Below are 25,993 nucleotides of genomic sequence, written 5' to 3' on the forward strand. Positions count from 1 at the left end.
AGGGTGCTCGTCAGCGGGGCGCAGCCTTGGAAGGTGCAGCCGGAAGATGCCTGCCTGTCTGGTTTACCCGCGTTGAGCCCGTTGTACGTCCAGGCGCGACCGCGGCGGCCGCCAGTCCCACGAGCGGCGCAACGGCGGCCACCCACAGGGCCGGCTTGGCCCCGTCGATGAACGCTCCGGGCGACCCGTAGCCGCCGTTGGCGGCGAACACCGCGGTCAGCACCGCGACACCGAACGCGCCACCCAGTTGGCCGAGTGCGCGGCTGATCCCGGACGCCACACCCGCGTCCTGCGGCGGGACCGCGCCCGCGACCGCCGCGCCGACGGCCGGGAAGCCCATCGAGATCCCGACCCCGGACACCACCAGCGGTGCCACGAGCGCGCCGTAGCCGACCCCGGTGTGCACGGCGGCCGCCAGCCAGCCGAGTCCGATCGCCTGCAGCAGGAGCCCGGTCACCAGGAGCACCCGGGTGCCGACCCGCCCGACGACCGCTCCGGCGAGCGGCGAGACGACCACCGGCGTGCACGTCCACGGCAGCATCCGCAGCCCCGCGCCGAGCGCGTCGTGCCCGAAGCCGCGCTGCATCAGCTGCGCGATGACGAAGAGCGAGCCGAGCAGGGAGAAGTACTGCACGAAGATGACGCCGTTGCCGGCCGTGAAGCCGGGCTTCCCGAAGTAGCCCAGCGGCACCATCGGGAAGGCCGCCCGGCGCTGCCAGGCGAGGAACGCGCCGATCGTCACCACGCCCACCACGAGCGCGCCGACCACCTCCGTACTCCCCCAGCCCGCGTCGGGCGCGCGCACCGGAGCCCACGTCAGCGCGAAGCTCCCGAACGCCGCGAGCAGCATCCCGGGCACGTCGACCTGCGGCCGCGGCCCGCGGCTCTCCCGCAGCACCGCCGGGGACACGGCCAGCAGCAGGATCCCGACCGGCACGTTCAGCCAGAAGATCGCCTGCCACGACAGGCCCTGCGCGACCGCCCCGCCGACCACCGGTCCGGCCGCGACGCCGATGCCCGTGATGCCGGACCACAGCCCCAGCGCCCCGCCGAGCTTCTCGCGCGGGTACACGTCGATGATCAGGGTCATCGACAGCGGCATCACCAGGGCGCCGCCGACGCCCTGCACCACGCGTGCGGCGATCAGCGGCCCCACGCTCGACGACAGCGCCGCCCCCACCGACCCGACCGTGAAGACCGCGACGCCGGCGAGGAACACCCGCCGCCGCCCGTAGCGGTCGCCCAACGCCGAGCCCGTCAGGAACAGGCACGCGAACACCAGCGTGTACGCGTTCACCACCCACGCGAGGTCGGCCAGCGACGCGCCCAGGTGCTCCTGGAGCACGGGCACGGCGGTCGCGACCACGACCGTGTCCAGCGCGGTCAGGAACGAGCCCAGTGACGCGAGCACCAGCGTGCCCGCCGGATGCCCGCGCAGTCCCTCTCTCATGTCCACTCCGATCCACAGGTGCGGACGGCCGTTCGGCCGCCCGCACATGCAGACCATCCGTGCGCCGGAAATTCGCCGCGTGGTCACCGGTTTTCGGGTGCCCGCCCCAAGAACGCCACCAGCCGGTCGCTCGCGCACGCCCGCGCGGGCACCGGGACGACCGGCCCGAACTGCGGCGCCCGGTCGTCGTCCGGCACGAGCAGCACCGCGGCCGCGAGCAGGCGGTCGGCCAACGCGCGGGGTATCGGCCGGTCCAGGCCGCACGCGCGGGCGATGTCCCAGCCGTGCACCGCGAGTTCGACGGCGCCGACGTATGCGAGCAGCCCGCTGGGCAGCGCGCGGTCGACCACCGCGACCGGTGTCCCGGCGGCCGGGCACACGGTCGTCCACAGGCCCATCAGCAGCGCCGAGCGGCTGCGGAACGTCGCCACCAGGTCGGCGGCGGCGGACCGTTCGGCGGCGGGGCACGCGCCGTGCCGCCAGTCCGCCCGCACCGCGTCGTACGGCTCCGCGCCCGACGGCCCCCGCGACCCCGGAGACCCCTCGTCCGGCGCCCAGGCGTCGGGCGGATCGCCGCCGGCTCCGTCGTCCGGCTCCGCGTCGACCGTGCCCAACGCCGCGCCCGCGCACAGCGCGCCCAGGGAGTCGTTGGTGTGGGCGAGCAGGGTGCGCAGATCCCATCCGGCGCACGGGGTCGGCCGGTCGAGTGCGGCGGCCGGGACCTCGCCGACCCGGCCGAGCGCGTACCCGACCGCGCGTTCCAGTAGCTCGAACCCCGGCTCGTACGGCGCGCCCGCGCGCCCGCCCGCCGAACCGCCCGTGTCGCGCCCGCCGTTCACACCGCACCGCCGTGGCACGCGGTGACGGCCAACGGGTCGGACCCGCCGCTCAGGGTCTCGGGAAGGCCCAACCGGACCACCCAGCGCGGGTCGTGGAACGAGGTGATGCGCGAGATACCGCCAGGCGTCACGCCGAGCACCTGCACGCCGTGCGCCCGCAGGACACCACCCGAGTCGTCGACCGCGCGGGTGTAGGACGCGGTCGCCGGTTGCCCGTTCACCGACACCGGCAGCATCCGCCAGGTGTACCGGCCCGAGAGCGGGCCGCGCAGCAGGAAGGCCAGGACGTCGGCGCGCCCGGCGAACCACTCGAGGACCGGCGGCATCTCCAGCTCGACGTCGTGCCGCAGCAGCCTCAGCAGCGCGTTCGTGTCCTGGGTCTCGAACGCCTCGACGTACCGCTCCAAGGTCGCGCGGCGCTGCGGTTCGGACGGTTCGCGGGTGTCGTCCTCGCGGATCCCGACCTCGCCGATCCGGACCCGGGCGCGCAGCAGCGCGCTGTTGACGGCCGTCGCGCTCGTGTCGAGCACGTCCGCGACCTCGGCGGCACGCCACCCCAGCACGTCGCGCAGGATCAGCACGGCGCGCTGCCGTGCGGGAAGGTGCTGCAGAGCCGCGACGAACGCCAGCCGGACGCTTCCTCGCGCGGTCACCAACGCCTCGGGGCCGGCGCCCGGTTCGGCGATCAGCCGGTCCGGCAGCGGCTGGAGCCACGGCAGATCGGCCCCGGTCACCGCGGTGTCGGGCGCGCTCGGTGTACCGATGCCGGACGGCAGCGGACGCCGCGCGCGCCGTTCCAGGTCGGTCAGGCACGCGCGGGTCGCGATCTTGTAGAGCCACACACGCAGCGACGAACGGCCCTCGAAGCCGTCGAAGGAACGCCACGCGCGCAGGTACGTCTCCTGGACGAGGTCCTCCGCGTCGTCGACCGAACCGAGGATCCGGTAGCAGTGCGCGAGCAGCTCGCGGCGGAACGGATCGGTCAGTTCGGCGAACCGCTCACTGTCGGCCACGTCGATTCCCTTCTCTGCGCGGATGTGTCCGAAATACAGACCAGCCGGAGCCCGGAAATTCATCGCGACCTGCGGATACGGTAGGCACGTTCCCGAGAGTCCGGAATCCGCATGCTTGATGGATACGCACCTCCCGGTCCCCGTCTGGCCGGCCACGTCGAGCGCTACTGGTGGCGTGAGTTCGGCCCCGGGCGGCTTCCCCTGCTGTTGCCGGGCACCGGCGCCGAGCTGTGGATCCACCTCGGCGGCGCGGTGCGCCTCGTCACCCCCGACGGCGCGCGCGACCTGCCCGCCGCGCACCTGGTGTGCCTGCGGCGCACGGCGTGGTCGCTGGACGCGCCCGACGGCTGCTCGGTGCTCGCGGTCCGGCTGCGCGCGGGCGCGCTGGCACACCTCGCCCGGGTCCCGGTCGACGAACTCGCCGACGCCGTGGTGGCCGCCGACGACCTGTGGGGCGCCGACACGACGCGCGTCATCGACGACATACGCCAGGAGTCCGGTCCGCTGCCCCGAATCGCGGCCCTCGAACGGGTGCTGGGCGGACTGCTCGACGTCGACGGCACCCCCGGGCCGGTACCGCCCGAGGTCGACGCCGCGGTGTCCCTGATCTACCGTCGCCGCGGCGGCGTCCGCATCGACGACCTCGCCGCCGAACTCGGCGTCGGCGTCCGCTGGTTGCAGCGCGCGATGCCGGCCGCGACCGGCGTGCGCCCCAAGGAGTTCCAGCGCCTGGCGCGGTTCCAGCACGTCGTCCGGGTCCTGCTTCTCTCCGGCGAGACCCGCTATCTGGAGGCCGCGCTGGACGCGGGTTTCTTCGACCAGAACCACTTCATCCGGGAGTTCCGCGCGTTCACCGGAAGCACGCCGGGCGCGCTGCTCACGGCGAGGCCGTCGCATTTCTACTATGGGCCGCCCTCCCCCGACCGCCAGTCTGATCACGCAAGCGGTACGTGAGAGAGGACGAACGATGAGCGTGGTCACAGCGGTTCTGCGGGCGCGGCCCGAATGCGCGGACATCCTCGGAGCGACCCTGCGCGAGGTCGCCGAGTCGACCCGCGCCGAAGCCGGGCTGGTCGGCTACACGGTCGTGCGGCTGCCGGACGACGTGTTCGTCCTGTCCGAGCGCTACGCAGACGTGGCGGCGCGCGAGGCGCACATGGCGTCGCCGTACGTCGCCAGGCTGCTGGCGCAGTTCCCCGAGCTGCTGGCGGAGAACCCCGGCGTGGAGTTCGGCACGGAGGCCGTCGAGTTCGTCGACTTCCGCAAGTAGCCGCCCGCGGTTCGGACTGCCGCCGTCGACGCCGACAACGCCGGGAGCCATGGGCGTGTGAGGTCCATGGCTCCCGGTGTCGCGGGGTCCCGGCGGTGCGCCGGGCGGCGACAGCTCACGCGTTCTGCCGCGCGGGTTCGGCGGTGGCGGTCTCCGCCTCGGCCGCGGCGCCCTGTCCGGCGCGGGGGCCGCGCAGGGTGACGAGCGCCAGCAGCGCGCCGGCGAGCGCGATGACTGCCGCCCCCAGGAAGGCCGCCGAGTATCCGTCGGTCAGCGCCGCGGCGTTGCCCAGTTCGTCGGCGCCGTGCGCGGTGGCCAGCGCGGTCATCGCCGCGAGGCCGAGGGCCGATCCGACCTGGTAGCTGGTGCTCACGATGCCGGACGCCAGGCCGCCCTCCTCCGGGCGGGCGCTGGACAGCGCGGTGCCCAGGGACGGGATGAACGCGAGCGACATACCGGTCGCGGCGACCAGCGAGGCGGGCAGCACGTCGACCGCGAACGAGCCGTCGGAGCGGGCGAAGGACAGCCACAGCATGCCCGCCGCGACCAGCGCGAGCCCGGCGACGACCAGCGGCTTGGTGCCGAAGCGCGCGATCAGGCGCGGCGCGACGGTGATCATCATGAGCATGATCGCGGCGGTCATCGGCAGCAGCGCCGCGCCGCTGGCGAACGCGCCGAGGCCGAGGACCTGCTGCAGGTAGAGGTTGAGGAAGAACCACATCGGGATCCACGCGGCCGCCATCAGGAACTGCGCGACGTTGGCGCCCGCGAGGTTCGGGGCCTTCCAGATGCCGAGCCGCATGAGCGGTTCGCGGCGCCGGGCCTGAAGCGCGACGAATCCGGCGAGCAGCGCCACACCGGCGGCGAGGACGAGCAGGGTCTGCGCGGACGCCCACCCGGCGTCGGCGGCGCGGACGACGGCGAACACCACGGCACCCAGGCCGGCGGTCACGGTGGCGGCGCCGAGCCAGTCGGTCGAGCCGCTGCGCGCGGGGGTCGCGGGCATCAGGCGCGGCGTGGCGACGAGGGCGACCAGCGCGACGGGGATGTTGATGTAGAAGACCCACGGCCAGCTGGCGTATTCGGTGATCAGGCCGCCGAGGAAGACACCCGCGGTACCGCCGGCCGGGGCCGCGGCGCCGTAGAGCGCGAAGGCCTTGGTGAGCTCCTTGGGGTTGCCGCCGAAGAGCATCATCAGCAGGGTCAGCGCGGACGGCGCGATCAGCGCGGCGCCGACGCCTTGGAGCGCGCGTCCGGCGAGTTCGACCGCGACGCCGTTCGCGAGGCCCGCGGCGAGCGAGCCGGCCGCGAGGACCGCCCATCCGGCGGCGAACAGCCGCTTGGCGCCGAGCAGGTCGGACAGCCGGCCGCCGAGGAGCAGAAGGCCGCCGAAGGCGACCACGTAGGCGTTGAAGACCCAGGACAGGCTCTCGGGCGAGAACCCGAGGTCGGTGCGCATCTCGGGCAGGGCCACGCCGATGATCGACGTGTCCATGATGACCATGAACTGCGCTGCGGCGATCAGCGCCAGCGCGTACCAGCGCCGCCGGTCGGGCGCTGCGGCGGTCTCGGACATCGCACTCTCCTGACTTTCCGTCATCCGGCGCGAGCGGGCTTCGCTCACGTCGAGGAACATACCCTAGGGGGGTAGGGTATGCAATGACGGAATGTGACGCCCTCGGCTCTTCCTCCCGCGACCGGACTGACCGAAGATGGCGCCCGGCGCCCCGCGCCTGACATTCCGTCAGCTCGACAGGAGGACGAACATGCTGGTCATCAGCGGTTTCCTGACCTTCAAGCCCGAGGACCGCGACGAGGTCGTCGCCGGACTGCTCGCCGTCTCCGAGGACAGCCGCAAAGACGCCGGCTGCGTCGAGTACTGGTGGGCCGAGGAGCTGGAACGCCCCAACACCTTCCGCTTCTTCGAGGCGTGGGAGACGCCCGAGCTGTTCGAGGCGCACCGCGGCATGCCGTACGAGGAGGAGTTCAACGCCCGCTACCTGCCGAAGCTGATCGGCGTGGACGCGCACGTCTACACCGTCACGGAGCGCACCTCGGCCCTGGGCATGTAGCCCCGCAGGCAGCCCAGCAGATCGCCCCGCGGGCAGCCGCCCGCACGCGCGCTGGGGACAGCCCCCTACCCCGTTCGGGGGGTTGTCCCCAGTGCACAGAAACCTGTGCACAAATTACTGTGCATACATGCCCCAGCAGCCTGACCAGCAGGAACAGCACGCGGAGCGGGACCGCGGAGCCGCCGCCGAGCCGCCCGCGCCGCGCGAGCTCACCGACGTCGCGGCCCTCAAGACGCTCGCCCACCCGCGCCGCGGCCGCATCGTCCGGCACCTCGCCGCGCACGGCCCCGCGACCTCCGCGGGCCTCGCCCGCGCGCTCGGCCTCAACACCGGCGCCACCAGCTACCACCTGCGCGAGCTGGCCCGGCACGGCTTCGTCGAAGAGGCCGTCGTCGACGGCGCCCACGGCCGCGAACGCTGGTGGCGCGCGGTCCGCGCCGACCTCCGCTTCCCGCCCCGCAGCCGCCAGACCGCGGAGATGCGCGCCGCGATCGACGAGGTGACGCGGCTGTCGTTCGCCGCCGACGTCGAGGCGTTCGTGCGGTTCCAGGAGGAGACCCCCGCGGACGACCCGTGGGCCGACGCCGCGCCCTACTCGCGCGGCACCATCCACGTCACCTCCAGCGAACTCGCCGACTTCTTCGAAGAGTTCATCGCGCTGGTCAACCGCTACAAGCGCCCCGACGGCACGCTCCCACCGGACGCGCGCACCGTCATGACCCGGTTCCTCGCCTTCCCGGCACCGAGCCCCGCGCCCGCCGCCGCACCCCCCGCCGACCCGTCCCCCGCCGCAGGGCAGGACACGGACAAGGAGTCCTGATGCTCAGCATGCTCGGCCTCGCGTGGTCCACCCTCCGCGCCCGCAAGGGCGGCTTCATCGGCGCGTTCGTCGCCCTCGTCTGCGCCGCCGCGCTCGTCACGGCCTGCGGCGTCATCCTGGAGACCGGCCTGCGCGGCGGCATACCCACCGAGCGCTACGCCAGCGCCCCCGTCGTCGTCACCGCCGACCAGAACCTGCACTGGACCAAGCACAAGGGCGGCAAGGAGAAGGTCAAGTCCAAGCCGCTCACCGAGCGCGCGTGGCTCGACGCGGCGACCGCCGACAAGCTGCGCGGGCTGCCCGGCGTACGCGCCGTCGTCCCCGAACTCACCTTCCCCGCCACCGCGTTCACCGCGTCCGGCAGTCCGCTCGCCGGCCCCGCCGGCGGCTCCTCGTGGGGCCACGCGTGGGACTCCGCCGAGCTCACCCCGTTCGTCCTGACCGCCGGACAGGCTCCCGCGACCGCCGACGACGTGGTCCTCGACACCGCGCTCGCCCGCCGCGCCGGCCTCACCGTCGGCGCGACCGTCACCGTCCAGTCCGGCGCCGCCCCCAAGACCTACCGCGTCACCGGCCTGGCCGCGCTGCAGAACGGCGGCGAACCCGTACGCCAGGCCGCGCTGTTCTTCTCCGGCGCCGAGGCCGCGCGGCTCGCCGCGCACCCCGGCCGGGTCGCCGCACTCGGCGTCCTCACCACGCCCGGCGCCGACACCTCCGCCGTCGCCAAGCAGGTCGGCCGCGCGCTGGCCGGCACCGGCGCCCAGGTCCGCACCGGCGACGACCGCGGCCCCGCCGAGTTCCTGGACGCCTCGGGCGCCCGCGTCCGCCTCGTCAGCCTCGGCGGCGCGCTCGGCGGCACCTCGCTCCTCGTCGCGATCCTCGTGGTCTCCGGCACCTTCGCGCTGTCGCTCCAGCAGCGCCGCCGCGAAATCGCCCTGCTCCGCGCCATCGGCGCCACCCCGCGGCAGATCCGCCGCATGGTCGGCCTCGAAGCGCTCACCGTCGGCCTGGTCGCCGGAGCGATCGGCGCGTTCGCCGGACTCGGTCTCGCCCACTGGCTGCACGGCCGCTTCGTCGACGCCGGCGCGATGCCCGAGACCCTCGAACTGACCGTCAGCCCCTTCCCGTTGTTCGGCGCCGTGCTGACCACGCTGCTCGCCGCCTGGGCCGCCGCCCGCGTCTCGGCGCGCCGCCCGGCCCGCATCCGGCCCACCGAGGCGCTGTCCGACGCCGCGATCGAGTCCGCCCGGCCCGGCGTCGTCCGCACCGCGCTCGGGGTCCTGCTGCTCACCGGCTACGTCGTCCTGCTCGTCGTGCTCCGCTCGCTCCACACCGACGCCGCGGCGACGCCCGTCACTTTCCTGTCCGTCGTCCTCGCCGCCGTCGCCGTCTCCCTCCTCGGCCCCGTCCTCGCCCGCGCCGCCACCGCGGTCCTCGCCCTGCCGATGCGCCTGCTCGCCCCGGTCGGCGGCCGCCTCGCGGCGAGCAACAACCGGGCCCGGCTGCAGCGCGTCGCCGCCGTCGTCACCCCGCTCACCCTGGCCGTCGCGATGACCTCGACGATCCTGTTCGTCCAGAGCACCACCGCGCACGCCGCCGACGCCCAGGTCACCGCGGGCACCCACGCCGACTACGTGCTGGCCTCCGGCGGACCCGGCGTCCCCGACGCGGCCGTCGACGCGGTGCGCCGCGTGCCGGGCGTCACCGACGCCACCGCGATGCTGCGCACCACCGTGCGCGCCGGACAGGACAAGTTCCCCGCCCAGGGCGTCACCACCGCCGGCGTCGCCCACGTCCTCGACCTGAAGACCACCGAGGGCGACCTCGCCGGCCTGGCCGCCGGCACGGTCGCGGTCAGCACGCAGGCCGCCCGCACCAAGCACGTCGGCGTCGGCGACCGGCTCGACATCACGCTCGGCGACGGCGTGAAGACCACCGCACGCGTCGTCGCGGTGTACGAACGCGGCCTCGGCTTCGGTGACCTGACACTGCCTCACGACCTGGTCGCGGCGCACGTCGACAACCCGCTCGCCGCCCAGGTCGCGGTGCGCACCGACGGCAGGGACCGCGCCGCGCTGACCACGGCCGTGCGCGCCTTCCCCGGCCTGCGGCTCCTCGACCGCGCCGAGGTCGAGGCCGCACGCAAGGACCAGCAGGGCACACAGGCCCAGGTCAACCTGGTCGCGATGGGCCTGATCATCGCCTTCACCGCGATCGCCGTCGTCAACACCCTGGTCATGGCCACCTCGGCGCGCTCCCGCGAGTTCGCGCTGATGCGCCTGGTCGGCATGACCCGCCGCCAGATCCTGCGGATGCTGCGCATGGAGACCGGGGTGGCCGTCCTGATCGCCGTGGTCCTGGGCACGGCGGTGGCGTGGGGCACGCTCAGCGCCTACGCGGCCGGCATGACCGGCACCGGCACCCCGTACGCGCCGCCGCTCACCTACGCCGGCATCCTCGCGGCCGCCACGGCACTCGCCCTCGCCTCCACGGCACTGCCCGCCCGGCTCGCGCTCCGCGCCAATCCGGCCGACGCGATCGGCACCAAGGAGTAGCGCTCCACGGAGGGCCGCCAGGCCGGTGGGGGAAGGCACACCGCCTTCCCCCGCCGGCCTTCACGCGGTCCCGCCCAAATACGCGTCGCGCACCGCCTGGTTCGCGCGCACCTCGGCGGGCGTGCCCTCCGCGAGGACCGCGCCCAGGTCGAGCACGACCACCCGGGACGCCAGCCCCATGACGAACGCGACGTCGTGCTCGACCAGGAGCACCGCGCAGTGCTCGTGGTCGACCAGGCGCCGGACCACCTCGCCCAGCCACCGGCTCTCGGTCGGCGACATCCCCGACGCCGGCTCGTCGAGCAGCAGCACCTTGGGCGGATCCACGACCGCCCGGGCGAGTTCGACAAGGCGGGCCTGCCCGACGGGCAGGGTGCCCGCATAGGTGTCGCGCAGCGCGGCCAGGCCGCACAGCTCGAGGATCTCCTCGGCTCGCGCCCGCCGTTCCCGCTCACGGCGGCGCCGCGACGGCAGGCCCAGCAGGTCGGCGGCGATGCCGCCCCCGCCGCCCCGCCACTCCTCGGCCACCACGAGGTTGTCCAGGACGGTCAGCCGGCCGAACAACTGCTGGCGCTGGAACGTGCGGCGCATGCCGTGCCGGGCGCGCCACACCGGGCCGCGCGCGGACACGTCGGCGCCGTCCAGCGACACGCTGCCGGCGTCCGGCCGGCGGATGCCGGAAAGGACGTCGAACAGCGTCGTCTTGCCCGCGCCGTTGGGCCCGATCAGGCCGCAGACCTCGCCCGCGCGGACCTCGAGCGTGACGTCGCGCAGGGCCTTGATCCCGCCGAAGTGCACGCCCACGTGCTCGGCCCGCAGCACCGGGAGCGGCGTGCCCTCGGCGGGGGCCGACCGGGGCTCGACCACGACGCCGGTCATGACGGCACCTCGTCCGCGACCGCTCCGCCGTCCAGCGCCATGCCCAAGTACGCCGCCGTGAGCCGGTGTTCGTCGACCTCATCGCGCGGCCCGCACCACGACACGCGGCCGACGCTCATGAAGGCGACGGTGTCGGCGACCGTGAGGATCTCCGACGCCTTCTCCTCGACCAGCAGCAACGCCACTCCCATCTCGCGCAGTTCGGCGACGAACCGGAAGATCTCCTCGACGACCAGCGGCGCCAGGCCCAGCGACGGCTCGTCGGCGATCAGCACCTTCGGCGGCCGGACCAGCAGCGGCGCGACGGCGAGCTGCTGCTGTTCGCCGCCGGAAAGCGACCCGGCGGGCACCTTGCGGCGCGCGGCCAGGCCGGGGAAGCGCTCGTAAACGCGGTCGCGTTCGGCGGGCGCGCGGAGCCACATCGCGAGGTTCTCGTCGATCGTCAGGGACGGGAAGATGCCGCGGCCCTCGGGCGCGAGCAGAACGCCGTCGCGCGCTCTGCGCACGGCGGACAGGCGGGTGACGTCGCGGAACCCACCGTTCGTGTCCGCGAGTTCGACGCGGCCCGCGGACGGTGCCAGCAGCCCTGCGGCGACCGCGCACGCGGTGGTCTTGCCCGCGCCGTTCGCGCCGAGCAGCGCCAGGATCGACCCGGCGCGCACATCCAGGTCGACGCCGTGCAGCACGTCCACGCCGCCGTAGCCCGCGTGCACGCCGCGCAGCCGCAACAGGACGCCCGCGTCGGCGGACGGCGTCGGCGCGGTCTCCCGCACGTCGGCCCGCGCGACCGGCGCTTCCGGCTCGTGTCCGGCGGACTTCGCCGGAGTGCCCGCGAACCGGGCCCGCAACGCGTGCCCGGCCTCCGCCATCTGCACGATCCAGCCCTCGGGGTTCCCCGCGAGCGCGAGACCCGCGAGGCCGAAGAGGATCACCGGCACCTGCGGCGTCTCGGTGACGTACTCCTCCATGAGGTGCGGGAACAGCGCGAACGTGAGCCCTGCGACCACCGCGAACTGCGGCCGCCGGATGCCCGCCGCGACCACGATCGCCAGCCACACCAGGCCGTTCATCGCGGTGAACTCGGTCGAGGTGATGCGGGTGTTGAACGACGCCCAGAACACCCCGCCGAACCCGGCGATGCCCGCCGAGATACCGAACAGCGCGAGCTTCGTGCGCACCACCGACACCCCCGACGCCATCGCCGCCGGGGGTGCCGACCGCACCGCGAGCATCGCGCGCCCCGACGCCGAGTTCTCCAGGTTGCGGATCAGCACGACGACGACCGCGACGATGATCAGCAGCGCGAGGGCGAGCGCGCGATCGTCGTTGAGGTCCACCGGCCCGACCACCGGGCGCGGGATCGACCAGCCGCTGTCGCCGTTGCGCAGCCAGCGCATCTGGAACAGCACCTGGTCGCCGAGGAACGCCAGCGCCAGCGTGGCCAGCGCGAGCATGCGCCCGGACAGCCGCAGCGCGGGCAGTGCCACGACGACGCCGAGCAGCGCCGCGACCACTGTGCCCGCCACCAGGGCGAGGAAGAACGAGACGCCGTGGCTCATGAGCAGCCCGGCGGTCAGCGCGGACGCGGTCACGAACGTCGCCTGCGCGAGGCTGACCATGCCGCCGAGCCCGGTGACCACGGTGAACGACAGGAACACCAGTGCCGCCGCGAGCCCTTGCGCGATGAGCCCGATCCAGAACGCGGTCGTCCACGTGTACAGGCTGACCGCGAGGAACACTCCGGCGGCCAGCCACGGCGCCCAGCGGCGCAGCGGCGACATGCCGGCCAGGTAGTCCGGCGGCGGCGCGTCGACGGCGGCGGTGCCGGCGCTGCGCTTGCTGCGGGACAGCACGAGCAGGCCGACGAACAGCAGCAGGAACGGCACGGACGTGCGGAAGCCGGTGATCTTCTCCGTCCACGACGGCGCGTACCCCGCGACGAGGTTCTGCACGACGCCGAGCAGCAGCCCGCCTCCGAAGGCGATCGGCACCGACTTGAAGCGGCCCAGCACCGCCGCCGCGGCGGACACGAACAGGATGAGCGTGTAGTCGACCGAGCTGAGCGCGAGCAGGGGCGCCGCCAACACGCCGACGGCGCCCGCGAGTCCGGCGGAGATCATCCACGCGATCCCGGAGAGCCGGTCGGCGCTGACGCCGCGCAGTTCGGTGAGCGTCCGGCTGTCCACGGACGCGCGCAGCCGCAGGCCCAGCGGCGTGTGCCGCATGAGGATCCACAGCGCGACCGCGACCACGGCCGTGACGATCCAGGTGATCAGCTGGTCGGAGTCGACGCCGACGCCTTCCATGAGCTTCCAGTGCTTCGCCGGGCTCGGCCCGACACCCGGAAGCCCGTACTGGTTCTCGGCCTTCGCGAGGTCGACGCCCGCGTCGGTGAGGAGCTTGACCACCCACAGGCCGAGTGCGGGCAGCGCAACCAGCAGGCCGATGGTCGCGACGATCTGCGGGGTCTCGCCGAGCCGGGCGAGCTTGCGGAACATGACGCGGTCGAGCAGCCAGCCGAGCGCCGGGGCGAACCCGAAGACGGTGCACAGCGCGGCCGGTACCGCGGGCAGGCCGAGCCCCTGGTTCAGCTCGAAGAACACCAGGGCCGAGAGGTACGCGGTGGCCCCGTGCGCGAAGTTGAGGACCCCCGAGGCGGAGTAGGCGAGGACGAGTCCGGCGGCCAGCAGGGCGTAGATCGCCCCGGTGACCAGGCCGCTGATGATGAAGCCGACGAGCTCGCTCATGGACCGGTGTCGCTCCCTGGTGTGCGGGCCGGCGCCCGTCCGGGGGCGGGCGCCGGCGGCTCCGTCACTTAAATGGGACGGTCGGGTAGCACTTGTACGGCGCGGTGATCGTGTACTTGTCGCCCTTCAGCTGCACCATGGCGCCGCAGCCGAAGGAGTCCTTGCGGCCGACGGGGAACTTCCGGTCGCCGACCAGCGGGTAGGTGTCGGAGAAGTTCGCGGCCGACGCCTGGAACGACTCGACGGTGAGGTTGTCGCCGGCCTTCGCGGCGATCGCCAGGAACAGGTCGGCGGAGTTCCAGCCGACCATCATCGACTGGTTCCACTCGGTGACCGGCGAGCCCTTGGCCTTGGAGAGGTACTCCTTGAACTTCCCCATCTCCGGCAGGTCCGACTCGAACGGCATGTTCTGCACGAAGATCTGGACGTCCTGCAGCGCCTCCTTCGACGACGCCTGCTTGAGCAGCGCGGGGTCGTAGTCGGTCGCGTCGGTGAGGACACCGGTGAAGCCGGCCCGCTTGAGCGCGGTGAACAGGCCGATGTTGGCGGGCGTCTGCATGATCGACACCACGACGTCCGGGGCCTTGCCGTTGTTGCTGCTCATGATCTCGCTGACCCACGGGCTCCAGTCCGTGGGCACGGTGGTGCCGGGCACCGTCGACTTGCCGTACGACACGGTGAACCCGGAGGGCGGGAAGGCCTGTTGGTACGTGCGCAGGCCGAACTTGCCGGCGTCGGTGTCCTGTGTGACCAGCGCGACCGACTTGCCCTTCGCGTCGCCGCCGAGGATCGCGGTGAGCAGGCCCGGCCAGGACGTGTTGACGCTGCCGCCGGGCATCGGTACCAGGCAGCCGTTGTAGCCCATGCCGTACTCCTGGTTGCAGAACGCGGGCAGCGTCCCCCAGCCGATGTACGGCGTCTTGTTGTCCTTGAGGAAGTCGGCCGAGCCGCCGATGGTCGTCGTGTTGACCGGCACGACCGCGAACACATGGTCCTGCTGGACGAGTTTGCGCACCGCGGTGGTGGTGCGCGCGGGGTCCTGGCCGTCGTCTTCCGAGCCGATGTAGTCGATCTTGCGGCCGTTCACTCCGCCCGCGTCGTTCGCCATCATGAAGCGGGCCTTGGCGCCGAGGTCGGTGTCGGCCTTGCTGTAGCCGGACGCGGAGGTCTTCGAGACCACGCCGCCGATCTTGATCGGGTCCTTCGATGCGCTTGCCGACGCGCCCTTCTGATCGGGCGTCTGGTCGGTCTTCTTCTTCGTCGTCGACGAGTTGCATCCGGCGAGCAACAGGACCGGCACCATCACCAGCCCTGCGGCACGTACGAGACGAGCCATGAATTCCCCATCCACGAGGATTGTCGATCAAACGACTGGCTGAGATTGGTGATTGTGTGCCCGCCCTGACGCATCATCAAGAGCCGTTACCGGACAGAGATGTCCGCCGCCGATGACGTGCCGGAAGAGGGGTGGGACCCGAACCCGCGGGTAATCAGAAGGCGCGCGCGGGCGCCGCGAACGCGCCCGCGAGGAAGTCCACCAGTTGGTCGAACAGCACCTTTTCGTCATCGGACGCGTGCCGGCGCAGCCACTCGCGCACGGCGCCCTGCCGCAGCACGCGGTTCACCAGGTCCTTGGCGATCCCGAAGCGGAACAGGATGACGTCGCGCGGAACTTCGGGCAGCGCACGCTCGAGGACCGACAGGTAGCGGGCGGTCAGCGGGTCCAGCTCGTCGGTGATCAGGTGCATGGACGTGGGGTGTTCGCCGACCGCGACCAGGAAGCCGAGGTAGTGGTGGCCGCCGCCGCGCCGGTCCCGGCTGAGCTCGACGGTGGGCAGCAGCAGCGCCGCGACGACGTCCCGCAACTCCGGCTTCTCGTCGGCCTCGAGGTCGGCCAGCAGCTGCTCGCGGCGCGCGCCGAGCGCCTCCATGCGGCGGTGCAGGATCGCCGCGATGAGGTCCTGCTTCGACCCGAAGTGGTAGTGCACGGCCGCGCTGTTGGCGCCCGCGGTGCCGGTGATGTCGCGCACGGAGACGCCGTCGATGCCGTTCTTCGCGAACAGCCGCTCCGCGGTGCGCAGCAGCTTCGCCCGAGTGGCCTCACCCGAACTGTTGCCGTTCCGGGGGTTCGTGTCGCCCGCCCCGGTCTCCCGCGCACTCCTGGACATGCCGACCACTTTAGGGCGTCCCGACACACGGCGATCACCCGGTTTCAATCAGCCGACCCGGTGAATTCCGGGGCCGCCCCGCGAGCCGAGCCAACCATTCTGTTCATCGGCCTGGGCGAGCGGTGGCGGCGGCCGCGCCGATCACCTCGGCCGCGGACCCGAAAACGACGCCGAACGACCCCGGAGAGGGCGTTCGCGACCGTTCCGTGTGACGCAGGTCACGGTTTTGACTGGAAATGATTTTCAGAAGAGGCCGGAAACAGGCCGTGCATTGTATGTGATATTTTACTGAGGATTGCGCTGGACGCGCCGGACCGCCGCCCACCGGGCACCCCGGCGGCGGCCTCACGGCGACCCCAGACCCCGCCCCGACGGCCCGCGGGCGATCCGGAGACGGCAGAAAAACGTCGCCCCCGGATCCGGCGGGATCCGGGGGCGACGTTCAAGACGAACGGCTGATGCAGGTGGCCCTGCCTCGGCTTCAGGCCTCGCTGCGCTGCTGCGGAATGCCCGCGAGCAGGGCACGAACCTCCGCCTCACGGTAGCGACGGTGGCCACCGAGGGTGCGGATCGACGTGAGCTTGCCGGCCTTGGCCCAGCGCGTGACCGTCTTCGGGTCGACGCGGAACATGGTGGCAACCTCGGCCGGCGTCAGCAGCGGCTCGGCATCAGGCGTACGAGCGGTCATGAGCGGCCTCCTCGGGAGAACCGAACCAAGCACGGTTCTTTCTTCAAATTCTGCACCTTGACCCTCGATGTCCGAAATGGTTCTCGGGGGCCAAGTCGGTTATAGGACGAACGGCTTGTCCTTCACAGTACAAGTACACCATCCGGCGGCCCTGGTTGGCCAAACCGCCGGAATTGGCATCGCAGCACTCAACCGGCGCGATCCCGAAGGACCGTACATAGCGGACAGTCACCCGACTGTGACGAAGAGTCACTTCCGGCCTACCGGACCCGTTCTTTCACCTCAGCCCCACCAGCCCCCGGCCGAGGCCAGGGGGGAGTGAGCCCCGAAAAGAACAACTGGATAGGTCGGGGTGTTGGTCACCCTTTGTCCGATTCATCATATACGAGCAATTCGGCGACGTATGCGCCCTATGAGATGTTGATCTCAGAAAATCTTGGCACACCCGGGTTTGGACCCCTCAACTGGCGTGCTCCAGAGCCCGTACGGCGGACCACCGCTCGGTGATGCGGCGGTACGCCTCCGACGCGCGCGCCCCGTCGCCCGCCGCGAGGGCGGTCAGCCCCTCCGCGACGTGCTCGGCCGTGCGCTCCTCCACGAGGTCGCCGGACGGGATCAACCGCACCAGCCCCCCGAAGTCCAGCTCGACCATCGCACGGGGGTGGAACTCCTCCAACCACCGCCCCAGCTGCTCGAGCCCGGTGATCAGCGCGCCCTCCTCCAGCGTGTCCCGCAGCACCCGCAGCGCCCTCGCGACACGTCGCCGCGCCTGCACCATGGGTGTCCTGTAATAGAGCTCGCCCGGCCCACCGGCACCGTCGCCGGCCGGCGCCACGAGCACCCGCTCCTCCTGCGAGAAGAGCACGAACCACCGCATCGGAACATGCCACGTGCTGCTGTGGATGTGGGGCTGGACATCCGGATTGCGCGAGCGCCAGCGGTCGTGGTCCGCCTCCGCCTGCGCGAGCACCACCTTCGGCCAGAACGCGTCGAGCACCACCGGCGGGAACTCCCGGCGCATTTCGGCCAGCGCGCTCCAGCAGCGCAGCCGCGTCTGGCGCGGGCACACCACGGGGATGCCGTCGATCTCCGCGACGAACGCGTCCTCGCTCTCGTGCGGCGGGGCCGGCTCCGGCGGCGTCGCGAGGATGCCCTCCAGCGCCACCCGCTGTTCCTCGGCGGTCAGTTCGGCCGTCGTGCCCGAGCCCCACACGCGGCGTGTGTGCACGTCGCGCACGTAGTCGGCCCAGTGCGACCGCTCGGGCTCGGGGAACGCCGCGAGCGGCTCGTAGACGCGCAGGTATGCCGAATAGGGGGCCACCACCGAAGTCCGCACGTAGGGAATGTTCGCACGCCCGAACGGCCGGTGCCCGGAGGGGCGGACATGTCCCCGGCGCGCTGCGCGCGGTCCTAGGGTTGAGGCAGACGCCCGCGACCACCCTTCCGCGGGCCGGACTCGGGAGTCACCACAGTGACGACAAGCACCACGGGCACCACCGTACGGACCGGCGACCCCGGCACCGTGTTCGGCAAGGGCACCGGCCACGAGCAGGTGGTGTTCTGCCAGGACGAGGCGAGCGGCCTGAAGGCCGTCATCGCGATCTACTCCAGTGCCCTCGGCCCCGCCCTGGGCGGCACGCGGTTCTACCCGTACGCGACCGAAGAGGACGCCGTCGAGGACGTCCTCAACCTCTCCAAGGGCATGGCCTACAAGAACGCCATGGCCGGACTCGACCACGGCGGCGGCAAGGCCGTCATCATCGGCGACCCGAAGCGCGACAAGACCGAGGCCCTGCTGCGCGCCTACGGCCGCTTCGTGCAGTCGCTCGGCGGCCGCTACGTCACCGCCTGCGACGTGGGCACCTACGTCGAGGACATGGACGTCGTGGCGCGCGAGTGCGCATTCACCACCGGCCGCTCCCCCGACAACGGCGGCGCCGGCGACTCCTCCGTGCTCACCGCCTACGGCGTCTTCCAGGGCATGCTCGCCGCCGCCGAGCACCGCTGGGGCACCGGGACGCTCCGCGGCCGCCGGGTCGGCGTCGCGGGTGTCGGCAAGGTCGGCAAGCACCTCGTCCGGCATCTGGTCGAGGACGGCGCCGAAGTGATCGTGACCGACGTCGACGCGGACGCCGTCGATCGCCTCCGTACAGCCCATCCCGGGATCGCCGTCGCCGCCGACACCGAGGCCCTCATCCGCGAGCCGCTCGACGTGTACGCCCCGTGCGCCCTCGGCGGCGCGCTGGACGACCGCACTGTCGGCATCATCACAGCCGCGATCGTGTGCGGCGCCGCCAACAACCAGCTGGCCCACCCCGGCGTCGACAAGACCCTCGCCGAGCGCGGCGTGCTCTACGCGCCGGACTACGTCGTCAACGCCGGCGGCGTCATCCAGGTGGCCGACGAGCTGCACGGATTCGACTTCGACCGGGCCAAGCGCAAGGCGTCCGGCATCCGCGCGACCACCGCGCGGGTGTTCGCGCTGGCCGACGAGGAAGGCGTCCCGCCCGCCGCAGCGGCGGACCGACTCGCCGAGCGGCGCATGGCGGATGTGGGTCGTCTGCGCGGGATCTACCTTGGAAGCTGAATCACAGGGTATCGTCAGCCTCGGCGAAGGACCCACGATCAGGCCCCTGACCAGCCGGAACAGTGTTGCCGGGTCGGGGTCCGAGCCCACCTGTCACCCATGCGACGTACCGTCGCGCCGCGGAAGCAGGTACCGTTAATGCTCCACGGGCCGGTTCTCGAACCTGGATGAACCGACCCTGATCGTGAACGCGTGTCAAGACCTGGGGCCGTGAGCCCCGTCGTTGAGGGGGTCGAGCCATGGGGCGCGGCCGGGCCAAGGCCAAGCAGACAAAGGTCGCCCGCCAGCTGAAGTACAACAGCGGCGGAACGGATCTGAACCGTCTGGCCAATGAGCTGGGCGTGTCGTCAGCCGATGAACCGAAGGTTCAGCCGGAAAGCGACGACACGTATGAAGACGAGCTCGACGATCCTTACGCGGCGTACGCGGACTACTACGACGATGACGACGACGAGGAAGACGCCGGCCCCTCGGGCCGCCGCTGACCCCGTCGCGGACCTCGTCTGACGGTTCGCCACCCGTGTCAGGGGTGTAGCAGCACCCAATCGGTCCGGGACCCGACCACATGCGGTCGGTCCCGGACCCTTTGTGCTGCCCGCACCCCGGAGGGGCGGGCAGCACCGCGTCAGCCCGCGTAGGAGCCCTCCAGGACCGCCTGGCCGGTGCCCGCGACCACGGTGCCCAGCGTCCACGCCGGAACGCCCCGCTCCGCCAGCACGGCGAGCGCCGCGTCGGCCGCCTCGGGGGCCACCACGGCCACCATGCCGACGCCCATGTTCAGGGTCTTCTCAAGCTCCGGCTGCGCCACGTTGCCGACGCCCTCGACGAGCGAGAACACCGCGCCGGGCGTCCACGTCGAACGGTCGAGGCGGGCGTCCAGGTGCGCGGGCAGCACACGCGCCAGGTTCGCCGCCAGGCCGCCGCCCGTGACGTGCGAGAAGGCGTGCACCTCGGTGCGGCGCGCCAGGTCCAGGCAGTCCAGCGAGTAGATGCGGGTGGGCTCCAGCAGCTCCTCGCCGAGCGTCCGGCCGAACTCCGGGACCTCGCGGTCCAGAGCCCACCCGGCCTGGGTCAGGAACACGTGGCGCACCAGCGAGTAGCCGTTGGAGTGCAGGCCCGACGAGGCCATCGCGATGACGACGTCACCCTCGCGCACCCGCTCGGCGCCGAGCAGCTTGTCGGCCTCGACCACGCCGGTGCCGGCGCCCGCGACGTCGTACTCGTCCGGGTCCAGCAGGCCCGGGTGCTCGGCGGTCTCGCCGCCCACCAGCGCGCAGCCGGCCAGCACACAGCCCTCGGCGATGCCCTTGACGATCGCCGCGATGCGCTCCGGCACGACCTTGCCGGTGGCGATGTAGTCCGTCATGAACAGCGGCTCGGCGCCGCACACGACCAGGTCGTCCACGACCATGCCGACCAGGTCGTGCCCGATCGTGTCGTGCTTGTCCATGCGCTGCGCGATCGCCACCTTGGTGCCGACGCCGTCGGTCGAGGTCGCCAGCAGCGGACGCTCGTAGCGCTTGAACGCGGAGGCGTCGAACAGGCCCGCGAAGCCGCCGATGCCCCCCAGGACCTCGGGGCGGGACGCCTTGCCCACCCAGGACTTCATCAGCTCGACGGCGCGGTCGCCCGCCTCGATGTCGACGCCGGCGGCGGCGTAAGTGGAGGAGGAGGGGGTGTCGGTCACGACGGCGGCCCTTTCGGGTCGTGGTGGTACTCGGTGGAAGTACGGGGTCGGAGCCCGCGCGAACGCGCGGGCGTCGGCACCGCGGGGGCTGCGGGGGCGCACCGGGCGCCCCCGCGTACGTCCGCTACGGGCGGCGCAGGGCGTCTTCCGCGCCCGCGCCCCCCAGCAGGGTCTGGACGCCGTCCGCATCGCTGCGTACGGCCTGCTCCAGGCCCTCCAGGAGGTGCTTGCCAAGGCGCTCGGGGTCGGGCAGCTCGATGGGGTACACCCCGTCGAAGCACGCCCGGCACAGGTTGTCCTTGGGGATCGTGGTCGCCTCGACCATCGCGTCGATCGAGATGTACGCGAGCGAGTCCGCGCCCAGAGACTTGGCGATCTCGTCGACGGACAGGCCGTTCGCGATCAGCTCGGCGCGGGTCGCGAAGTCGATGCCGAAGAAGCACGGCCACTTCACCGGCGGCGACGAGATGCGTACGTGCACCTCGGCGGCGCCCGCCTCGCGCAGCATGCGCACCAGGGCGCGCTGCGTGTTGCCGCGCACGATCGAGTCGTCCACGACGACCAGCCGCTTGCCGGCGATGACCTCGCGCAGCGGGTTCAGCTTCAGGCGGATGCCCAGCTGGCGGATGGTCTGGCTGGGCTGGATGAACGTGCGGCCCACGTACGAGTTCTTGACGAGGCCCTGGCCGAACGGGATGCCCGAGGCCTCCGCGTAGCCGATCGCGGCAGGCGTCCCGGACTCCGGTGTCGGCATGACCAGGTCCGCCTCCACCGGGGCCTCCTTGGCCAGCCGGCGGCCCATCTCCACACGCGCGGCGTGCACGCTGCGGCCGGCGATCGCGGTGTCGGGGCGGGCGAGGTAGACGTACTCGAAGACGCAGCCCTTGGGCTCGGCCTTCGCGAACCGCTGCGTGCGCAGGCCGTGCTCGTCGATCGCGACCAGCTCGCCCGGCTCGATCTCGCGGATGAACGACGCGCCGACGATGTCCAGCGCGGACGTCTCGCTCGCGGCCACCCAGCCGCGCTCGAGGCGGCCGAGGACCAGCGGGCGGATGCCCTGCGGGTCGCGGGCGGCGTACAGGGTGCCCTCGTCCATGAAGACGAGCGAGAAGGCGCCCTTGAGCTTCGGGAGGACCTGCATCGCGGTCTCTTCGAGCGACAGGTCCGGGCGGCCGGCCAGCAGCGACGCCAGCAGGTCCGTGTCGCTGGTCGCCTCGATGCGGCCCTGGTAGGGGTAGTTGATCTCGCCCCGGTCCGGGCCCTGCTCGGCGACCATGCGGGCGAGCTCACCGGTGTTGGTGAGGTTCCCGTTGTGGCCGAGCGCGATGCTCCCGGTCGCGGTCGCCCGGAACGTCGGCTGGGCGTTCTCCCAGACGGACGAGCCGGTCGTCGAGTAGCGGGCGTGACCGACGGCCATGTGGCCGCGCAGCGATCCCAGGGTCGCCTCGTCGAAGACCTGGGACACGAGGCCCATGTCCTTGAAGACGAGGATCTGGGAGCCGTTGCTCACTGCGATACCGGCGGATTCAGTCCCGCGGTGCTGCAGTGCGTAGAGCCCGAAATAGGTGAGTTTCGCAACCTCTTCGCCGGGGGCCCAAACGCCGAAGACACCGCAGGCGTCCTGCGGGCCCTTCTCGCCGGGGAAGAGATCGTGGTTGAGTCGTCCGTCGCCACGTGGCACGTCGTCGAGTCTAACCAGACGCCGACCGGGTGACCGACCGAGGGCTGGCCGACCCCCGGCGCACGGCCGACCTTCCGTGTCGACTTCCCCACCCTGACCTGCGGTTTTACCGTGAACCGGCTAACCGAGCAGCGGCAGGAAGGGGTGCAGGTCACTTCGCTCACCGCTCGCCCGGACGCCGCCCTGACCGATCGCTTCCGGCCACCCGATCCGGCCGGCGGCCAGGCGCAGCCAGGTGCGGGGGTCCGTCTCGACGACGTTCGGCGGGGTGCCGCGGGTGTGCTTGGGCCCGGTCACGCACTGCACCACGGCGAACGGCGGAATCCGCACCTCGACCGAGTGACCCGGCACACGCACCGCGAGGATGTCGGCAAGAACGCGGGTGACGATCGCGAGCGCCTGCCGGTCGTGCGGGAACGCGGAGCCGGTGGCGCGCTCCAGGTCGTCGGCATGGACGACGGCCTCGACCAGGCGCGTGATGACCATGTCCGACACCTTCATCGGCCCGATCCGCGTGACCGTGAGCCGACCGTCCGACGTGTCCTCGAGCACAGCGGCCGCCGCGTCGACGAAATCGCTCGGGGTCCTGCCCGCCGCGGCCATCTCCTGAGCCAACTCGGAAATCGCCTTCGCCGCGGCAGCGGTCCCCCCGGCCCACTCCTCGACCCCGATCGGCGGCCCGTCGGGCACGGGCTGCCCGATCCACCGCGACACCGCCTCGATCCCCGCCGCGACGTGCCCGACGAGATCAGCCGTCGTCCACCCGTCCAGCCCCGACGGCTCCGCGAGCCGCGCCGCGTCGAGCCCGTCCGTGAACGCCGCCAACGCTTGCCACTCCGCAAGCAACGCGGCCCGCGCACGCACGGGATCGACAGGACGGATTCCGGGGGCACGCGACGCGGCAGGCATGGCCGGAGGATACGGCGGCGAAGGGGCGGGCCGGGGCGAATTACCGGGCGGGTGGGGTCGTGGGTTTTCCACGGGTTGGAGGTCAGTTCGGGGTTTTCCACAGCTGTTCGGGTGGTCGGGCGACAGGTCGGCGGGGCGGGTTGACCATGGATTCGCGGGGGCGGGTGGGCCGGCTCCGGGTTCGAGGGTGAGGAGTTCGCCATGTCCATCGGTTCCGGTGCTGTGCAGGGGTATCCGGCGTGCGTTCGGGCTCATGCGGCCTCGTTGGCGGCGTGTGCCGTGCGGATCGATGACGACGCGGTTGTGCTCGCCGGGCGGGTGCGGGAGGCGTTGGGGCACTGGTCGGGGCCGGCGGCCGAGGCGTTTCGGAGCTATGCGGCGGCGCTCGACGCGGCGCGGGCCGAGGCTTCGACCGCGTTACGGCGCGCGGCCGATCGGCTGCGGGAGCACGCCTCGGCGTTGGAGGCGGTGTGAACGCGCAGGTGCGGACCGATCCCGGGGTGCTCGCCGAGCTGGCCCGTCAGTTCGAGCGGACCGCGCCCGGCGTCAAGGAGGCCGTGCGGGCGTTGCGCGCCGCGCGCGGCGACTCCCGGGCCGCGCTCGGCCACGAGTCCGCGCCCGGCACGTGGGCCGCCGTCGAGGACGCCCTCGCGGGTGCGGATCGCGAGCTGCGTCAGGTCCGCGCAGCCGTCGAGGCCACGCCCGCGATGCTCGGTGCCTGCGCCGAGGGCTACCTCACCGGCGACCGGCTCGCCGCCGAGCTGTTGCGCGCACTCGACACCGGCGCGGATCCGCCCGCGCCGCTCTCGTTGGCCGGGCTCGCCGCTCCGGCGGCCCCCGTCGCGCCCCCGCACGCGGTGGTGCGGGCCGACCGCGGTGCCGGGCTGCCGCAGCCGTTCCGGCTGCCGCCGTCCGGCGCCCTGGACTTCGGCGCCCGGGTCGCGGGCGTCGGCAGCAGCGCCTCCCCCGCGGTGTCGCCGCGGGTCACCCCGACTCCGGCCGGAAGGGACACGGCAGTGCTGAGTGAGGACGAGCCCAGAACCACGACGCCGCCGCGCGATGTGCGGCGCTCCACGATCATCCGGAGGGCCCGCCGCTGGGCCGACCTCGGGCTGGGCTACAGCATGGCCGACACGTTCGAGGGCTACCGGACCGACTGCTCGGGCATAGTGTCGATGGCCTGGGGCCTGCCCGCACCCGGCATGACCACGGTCACGCTGCCCGACGTCGCGCACCGCATCGACAAGGACGACCTGCAGCCCGGGGACATCCTGCTGAACACCGCCCCGGGCGCGGCCGGCCACACCCTCCTGTTCGCCGGTTGGGCCGACGCGGCGCACACGCAGTACTTCGCGTACGAGGAAAGCGGCGGCAAGGGCGCGCACTTCGGCACGGTGCCGTATCCGTACTGGCCGGGGCACGGGACCTTCCGGCCGTACCGCATGAACGCGTTGGACGGGTGACGCCGTGGCCGTCCGTCGGGGGATCGTCGGCCAGCTCCGCGGAAGCGTGCGGGCACTGCTACGGCGAGGGGTCGGTGCCGCACGCGCCGTGCATTCCACTTTGGTGCCATGGATCGGACCGACCGGCTGTTCCACCATGGAGGCGTGGGGGGAAGACAGCCGGCGGAGCGCCCCGTTGCCGCAGGCTGTCGCCACCGTTCGCCGGGGGGACCCGTCGACGCTGGGGGGACGTCAGTCGGCGGCAGGCCCCGCTGCCGCCGGCTGGCACCGGCACCGCCGTAGGGGCCGGGGGGCGCCCTGCCGTGGTTCAGCCGGCGAGGGCCATCGCGACGAACTGCGTGCGGCTGCCGCACGCGGTCGCCCGCAGGATCGCGCTGACGTGCTTCTTCACCGTGTCCACACCGATGTGGAGTTCGGCCGCGATCGCCTGGTTCGAGCTGCCGAGCAGGATGAGCCGCGCCACCTTGTGCTGGGTCGGGGTGAGTCCGCGCGACCACGAGGGTTCTCCGCCGCCGGGTATGCGCGCGTCGAGCATCGGCGGCAGGTACTGGCCGATGAGTGTGAGAAGCACGCGCTCCTTGACGCCGAAGTCACCGGATTCGCGGGCCAGCAGGCCGATGCCGCCGACGCACGTCTCGGCGACGAGCGGCTGGACGAGCTTGTCGTGGATGCGCTGCCGGAACAGGAACCGGTGCAGGTAGTCCTTGTGTTCGTCCCGCAGGTGGGCGCCGAGCTCGTCGAGGGTGATGGGGCCGGGCCCGCCGGCGAACGGTTTGGTGGTGCCGAGCGTCGCGAACGGGTCGATGCGGTGGAAGTCGTCGATGTAGGCGTCGAGCATCGACTGCGTGCGCCCGATGAACTCCGGTTCGGTGTCCTGGAAGAGGCCGGGCACCGTCGCGCCGAGGAAGAACGTGATGTCGCGGTAGCCGAACCGGCGGGCGAGCGAGTCCAGCAGCGTGCGGCGCAGTTCGCGCAGCGTGCGGGTGGCGCCGCAGTCCGCGAGCAGCGCGAAGAAGGCGTCGTAGTCCTGGTGGGTGAACACTTCCGCGTGGTGCGGCAGCGGCTTCGCCACAGGGTCCGCCCGTCCTCGGAGTTCAGGGCACACACGTCACAAGCCGCGCCCCGGACGCGTGGTGCGACTTTCCGGGGCGCGGCTTGTGACGAT

General features: G+C 72.5%; 23 protein-coding genes. 9 read left to right on the plus strand and 14 right to left on the minus strand.

Annotation, left to right across the window (positions count from 1 at the left end):
* Nucleotides 1-10 precede the first annotated feature (10 nt).
* The 3 genes from QI554_RS31920 to QI554_RS31930 form a co-directional block, all read right to left on the minus strand.
* Complete coding sequence (locus QI554_RS31920; protein ID WP_281474888.1) at nt 11-1,450, minus strand: MFS transporter; 1,440 nt, start codon at nt 1,448-1,450, stop codon at nt 11-13.
* An 83-nt stretch (nt 1,451-1,533) separates the two neighbouring features.
* Nucleotides 1,534-2,289 (minus strand): maleylpyruvate isomerase family mycothiol-dependent enzyme, encoded by a 756-nt coding sequence (locus QI554_RS31925; RefSeq protein ID WP_281474890.1) that lies wholly within the window; start codon nt 2,287-2,289, stop codon nt 1,534-1,536.
* The gene (locus QI554_RS31930) at nt 2,286-3,302 is read right to left on the minus strand and encodes a sigma-70 family RNA polymerase sigma factor (RefSeq protein WP_281474891.1); all 1,017 of its coding nucleotides are present in this window, start codon (nt 3,300-3,302) and stop codon (nt 2,286-2,288) included. The genes QI554_RS31925 and QI554_RS31930 overlap by 4 nt, the downstream gene beginning before the upstream one ends.
* 111 nt (nt 3,303-3,413) lie before the next feature.
* On the opposite strand from QI554_RS31930, the gene QI554_RS31935 reads away from it, so the two are divergent.
* Entirely contained in the window at nt 3,414-4,256 is an 843-nt protein-coding gene (locus tag QI554_RS31935) for a helix-turn-helix transcriptional regulator (RefSeq protein WP_281474892.1), read from the plus strand.
* Nucleotides 4,257-4,269: 13 nt separating this feature from the next.
* Nucleotides 4,270-4,572 (plus strand): putative quinol monooxygenase, encoded by a 303-nt coding sequence (locus QI554_RS31940; protein WP_281474895.1) that lies wholly within the window; start codon nt 4,270-4,272, stop codon nt 4,570-4,572.
* A 115-nt stretch (nt 4,573-4,687) separates the two neighbouring features.
* On the opposite strand, the gene QI554_RS31945 is transcribed toward QI554_RS31940, so the two are convergent.
* Nucleotides 4,688-6,148: an MFS transporter gene (locus QI554_RS31945; RefSeq protein ID WP_281474896.1), complete on the minus strand. Its 1,461-nt coding sequence runs from the start codon at nt 6,146-6,148 to the stop codon at nt 4,688-4,690.
* A 190-nt stretch (nt 6,149-6,338) separates the two neighbouring features.
* On the opposite strand from QI554_RS31945, the gene QI554_RS31950 reads away from it, so the two are divergent.
* The 3 genes from QI554_RS31950 to QI554_RS31960 all read left to right on the plus strand — a co-directional run bounded on the left by QI554_RS31950 (nt 6,339) and on the right by QI554_RS31960 (nt 10,019).
* Nucleotides 6,339-6,644: a putative quinol monooxygenase gene (locus QI554_RS31950; protein WP_281474898.1), complete on the plus strand. Its 306-nt coding sequence runs from the start codon at nt 6,339-6,341 to the stop codon at nt 6,642-6,644.
* A gap of 127 nt (nt 6,645-6,771) precedes the next feature.
* On the plus strand, nt 6,772-7,464 hold the full coding sequence (locus QI554_RS31955; protein WP_281474899.1) for an ArsR/SmtB family transcription factor: 693 nt from the start codon (nt 6,772-6,774) through the stop codon (nt 7,462-7,464).
* A complete protein-coding gene (locus tag QI554_RS31960; RefSeq protein WP_425528087.1) occupies nt 7,464-10,019 on the plus strand; it encodes an FtsX-like permease family protein in 2,556 nt (851 codons plus the stop codon). Before QI554_RS31955 ends, QI554_RS31960 begins: the two co-directional genes overlap by 1 nt.
* 60 nt (nt 10,020-10,079) lie before the next feature.
* On the opposite strand, the gene QI554_RS31965 is transcribed toward QI554_RS31960, so the two are convergent.
* From QI554_RS31965 to QI554_RS31990, 6 genes are all read right to left on the minus strand, one after another.
* Nucleotides 10,080-10,898, minus strand: coding sequence for an ABC transporter ATP-binding protein (locus QI554_RS31965; protein WP_281474901.1), 819 nt, complete (start codon nt 10,896-10,898; stop codon nt 10,080-10,082).
* Complete coding sequence (locus QI554_RS31970) at nt 10,895-13,645, minus strand: ABC transporter permease subunit (protein WP_281474903.1); 2,751 nt, start codon at nt 13,643-13,645, stop codon at nt 10,895-10,897. Before QI554_RS31970 ends, QI554_RS31965 begins: the two co-directional genes overlap by 4 nt.
* Nucleotides 13,646-13,709: 64 nt before the next feature.
* Nucleotides 13,710-14,981, minus strand: coding sequence for an ABC transporter substrate-binding protein (locus QI554_RS31975; RefSeq protein WP_281474905.1), 1,272 nt, complete (start codon nt 14,979-14,981; stop codon nt 13,710-13,712).
* Between the two features lie 154 nt (nt 14,982-15,135).
* Nucleotides 15,136-15,813, minus strand: coding sequence for a TetR/AcrR family transcriptional regulator (locus tag QI554_RS31980; protein WP_281474907.1), 678 nt, complete (start codon nt 15,811-15,813; stop codon nt 15,136-15,138).
* Nucleotides 15,814-16,294: 481 nt separating this feature from the next.
* The gene (gene bldC, locus QI554_RS31985; RefSeq protein ID WP_003949541.1) at nt 16,295-16,501 is read right to left on the minus strand and encodes a developmental transcriptional regulator BldC; all 207 of its coding nucleotides are present in this window, start codon (nt 16,499-16,501) and stop codon (nt 16,295-16,297) included.
* Between the two features lie 460 nt (nt 16,502-16,961).
* The gene (locus QI554_RS31990) at nt 16,962-17,846 is read right to left on the minus strand and encodes a DUF8083 family protein (protein WP_281475233.1); all 885 of its coding nucleotides are present in this window, start codon (nt 17,844-17,846) and stop codon (nt 16,962-16,964) included.
* A gap of 177 nt (nt 17,847-18,023) precedes the next feature.
* Here QI554_RS31990 and QI554_RS31995 point away from each other — a divergent pair, with 177 nt between their 5' ends.
* Both QI554_RS31995 and QI554_RS32000 read left to right on the plus strand, forming a co-directional pair.
* Nucleotides 18,024-19,088, plus strand: coding sequence for a Glu/Leu/Phe/Val family dehydrogenase (locus QI554_RS31995; protein ID WP_281475234.1), 1,065 nt, complete (start codon nt 18,024-18,026; stop codon nt 19,086-19,088).
* Nucleotides 19,089-19,327: 239 nt separating this feature from the next.
* Nucleotides 19,328-19,573, plus strand: a complete 246-nt coding sequence (locus QI554_RS32000; RefSeq protein WP_281475111.1) for a DUF3073 domain-containing protein — start codon at nt 19,328-19,330, stop codon at nt 19,571-19,573.
* Between the two features lie 140 nt (nt 19,574-19,713).
* On the opposite strand, the gene purM is transcribed toward QI554_RS32000, so the two are convergent.
* The 3 genes from purM to QI554_RS32015 form a co-directional block, all read right to left on the minus strand.
* On the minus strand, nt 19,714-20,775 hold the full coding sequence (gene purM, locus QI554_RS32005) for a phosphoribosylformylglycinamidine cyclo-ligase (protein WP_281475113.1): 1,062 nt from the start codon (nt 20,773-20,775) through the stop codon (nt 19,714-19,716).
* Nucleotides 20,776-20,899: 124 nt separating this feature from the next.
* Nucleotides 20,900-22,456 carry an amidophosphoribosyltransferase gene (gene purF / locus QI554_RS32010; RefSeq protein WP_281475115.1) on the minus strand — a complete coding sequence of 519 codons (1,557 nt, stop codon included), beginning with the start codon at nt 22,454-22,456 and terminating at the stop codon, nt 20,900-20,902.
* 120 nt (nt 22,457-22,576) lie between these two features.
* Nucleotides 22,577-23,365: a maleylpyruvate isomerase family mycothiol-dependent enzyme gene (locus QI554_RS32015; RefSeq protein WP_281475117.1), complete on the minus strand. Its 789-nt coding sequence runs from the start codon at nt 23,363-23,365 to the stop codon at nt 22,577-22,579.
* 201 nt (nt 23,366-23,566) lie between these two features.
* Here QI554_RS32015 and QI554_RS32020 point away from each other — a divergent pair, with 201 nt between their 5' ends.
* On the plus strand, nt 23,567-23,839 hold the full coding sequence (locus QI554_RS32020) for a WXG100 family type VII secretion target (protein ID WP_281475119.1): 273 nt from the start codon (nt 23,567-23,569) through the stop codon (nt 23,837-23,839).
* Nucleotides 23,836-24,828, plus strand: a complete 993-nt coding sequence (locus QI554_RS32025) for an NlpC/P60 family protein (protein WP_281475120.1) — start codon at nt 23,836-23,838, stop codon at nt 24,826-24,828. The genes QI554_RS32020 and QI554_RS32025 overlap by 4 nt, the downstream gene beginning before the upstream one ends.
* Before the next feature lie 307 nt (nt 24,829-25,135).
* Here QI554_RS32025 and QI554_RS32030 read toward each other — a convergent pair whose 3' ends face one another.
* Nucleotides 25,136-25,900 (minus strand): helix-turn-helix transcriptional regulator, encoded by a 765-nt coding sequence (locus QI554_RS32030; RefSeq protein WP_281475122.1) that lies wholly within the window; start codon nt 25,898-25,900, stop codon nt 25,136-25,138.
* Between the last annotated feature and the right edge of the window lie 93 nt (nt 25,901-25,993).

The sequence above is a fragment of the Yinghuangia seranimata genome, assembly GCF_029953285.1.
Taxonomy (GTDB): Bacteria; Actinomycetota; Actinomycetes; order Streptomycetales; family Streptomycetaceae; genus Yinghuangia; species Yinghuangia seranimata.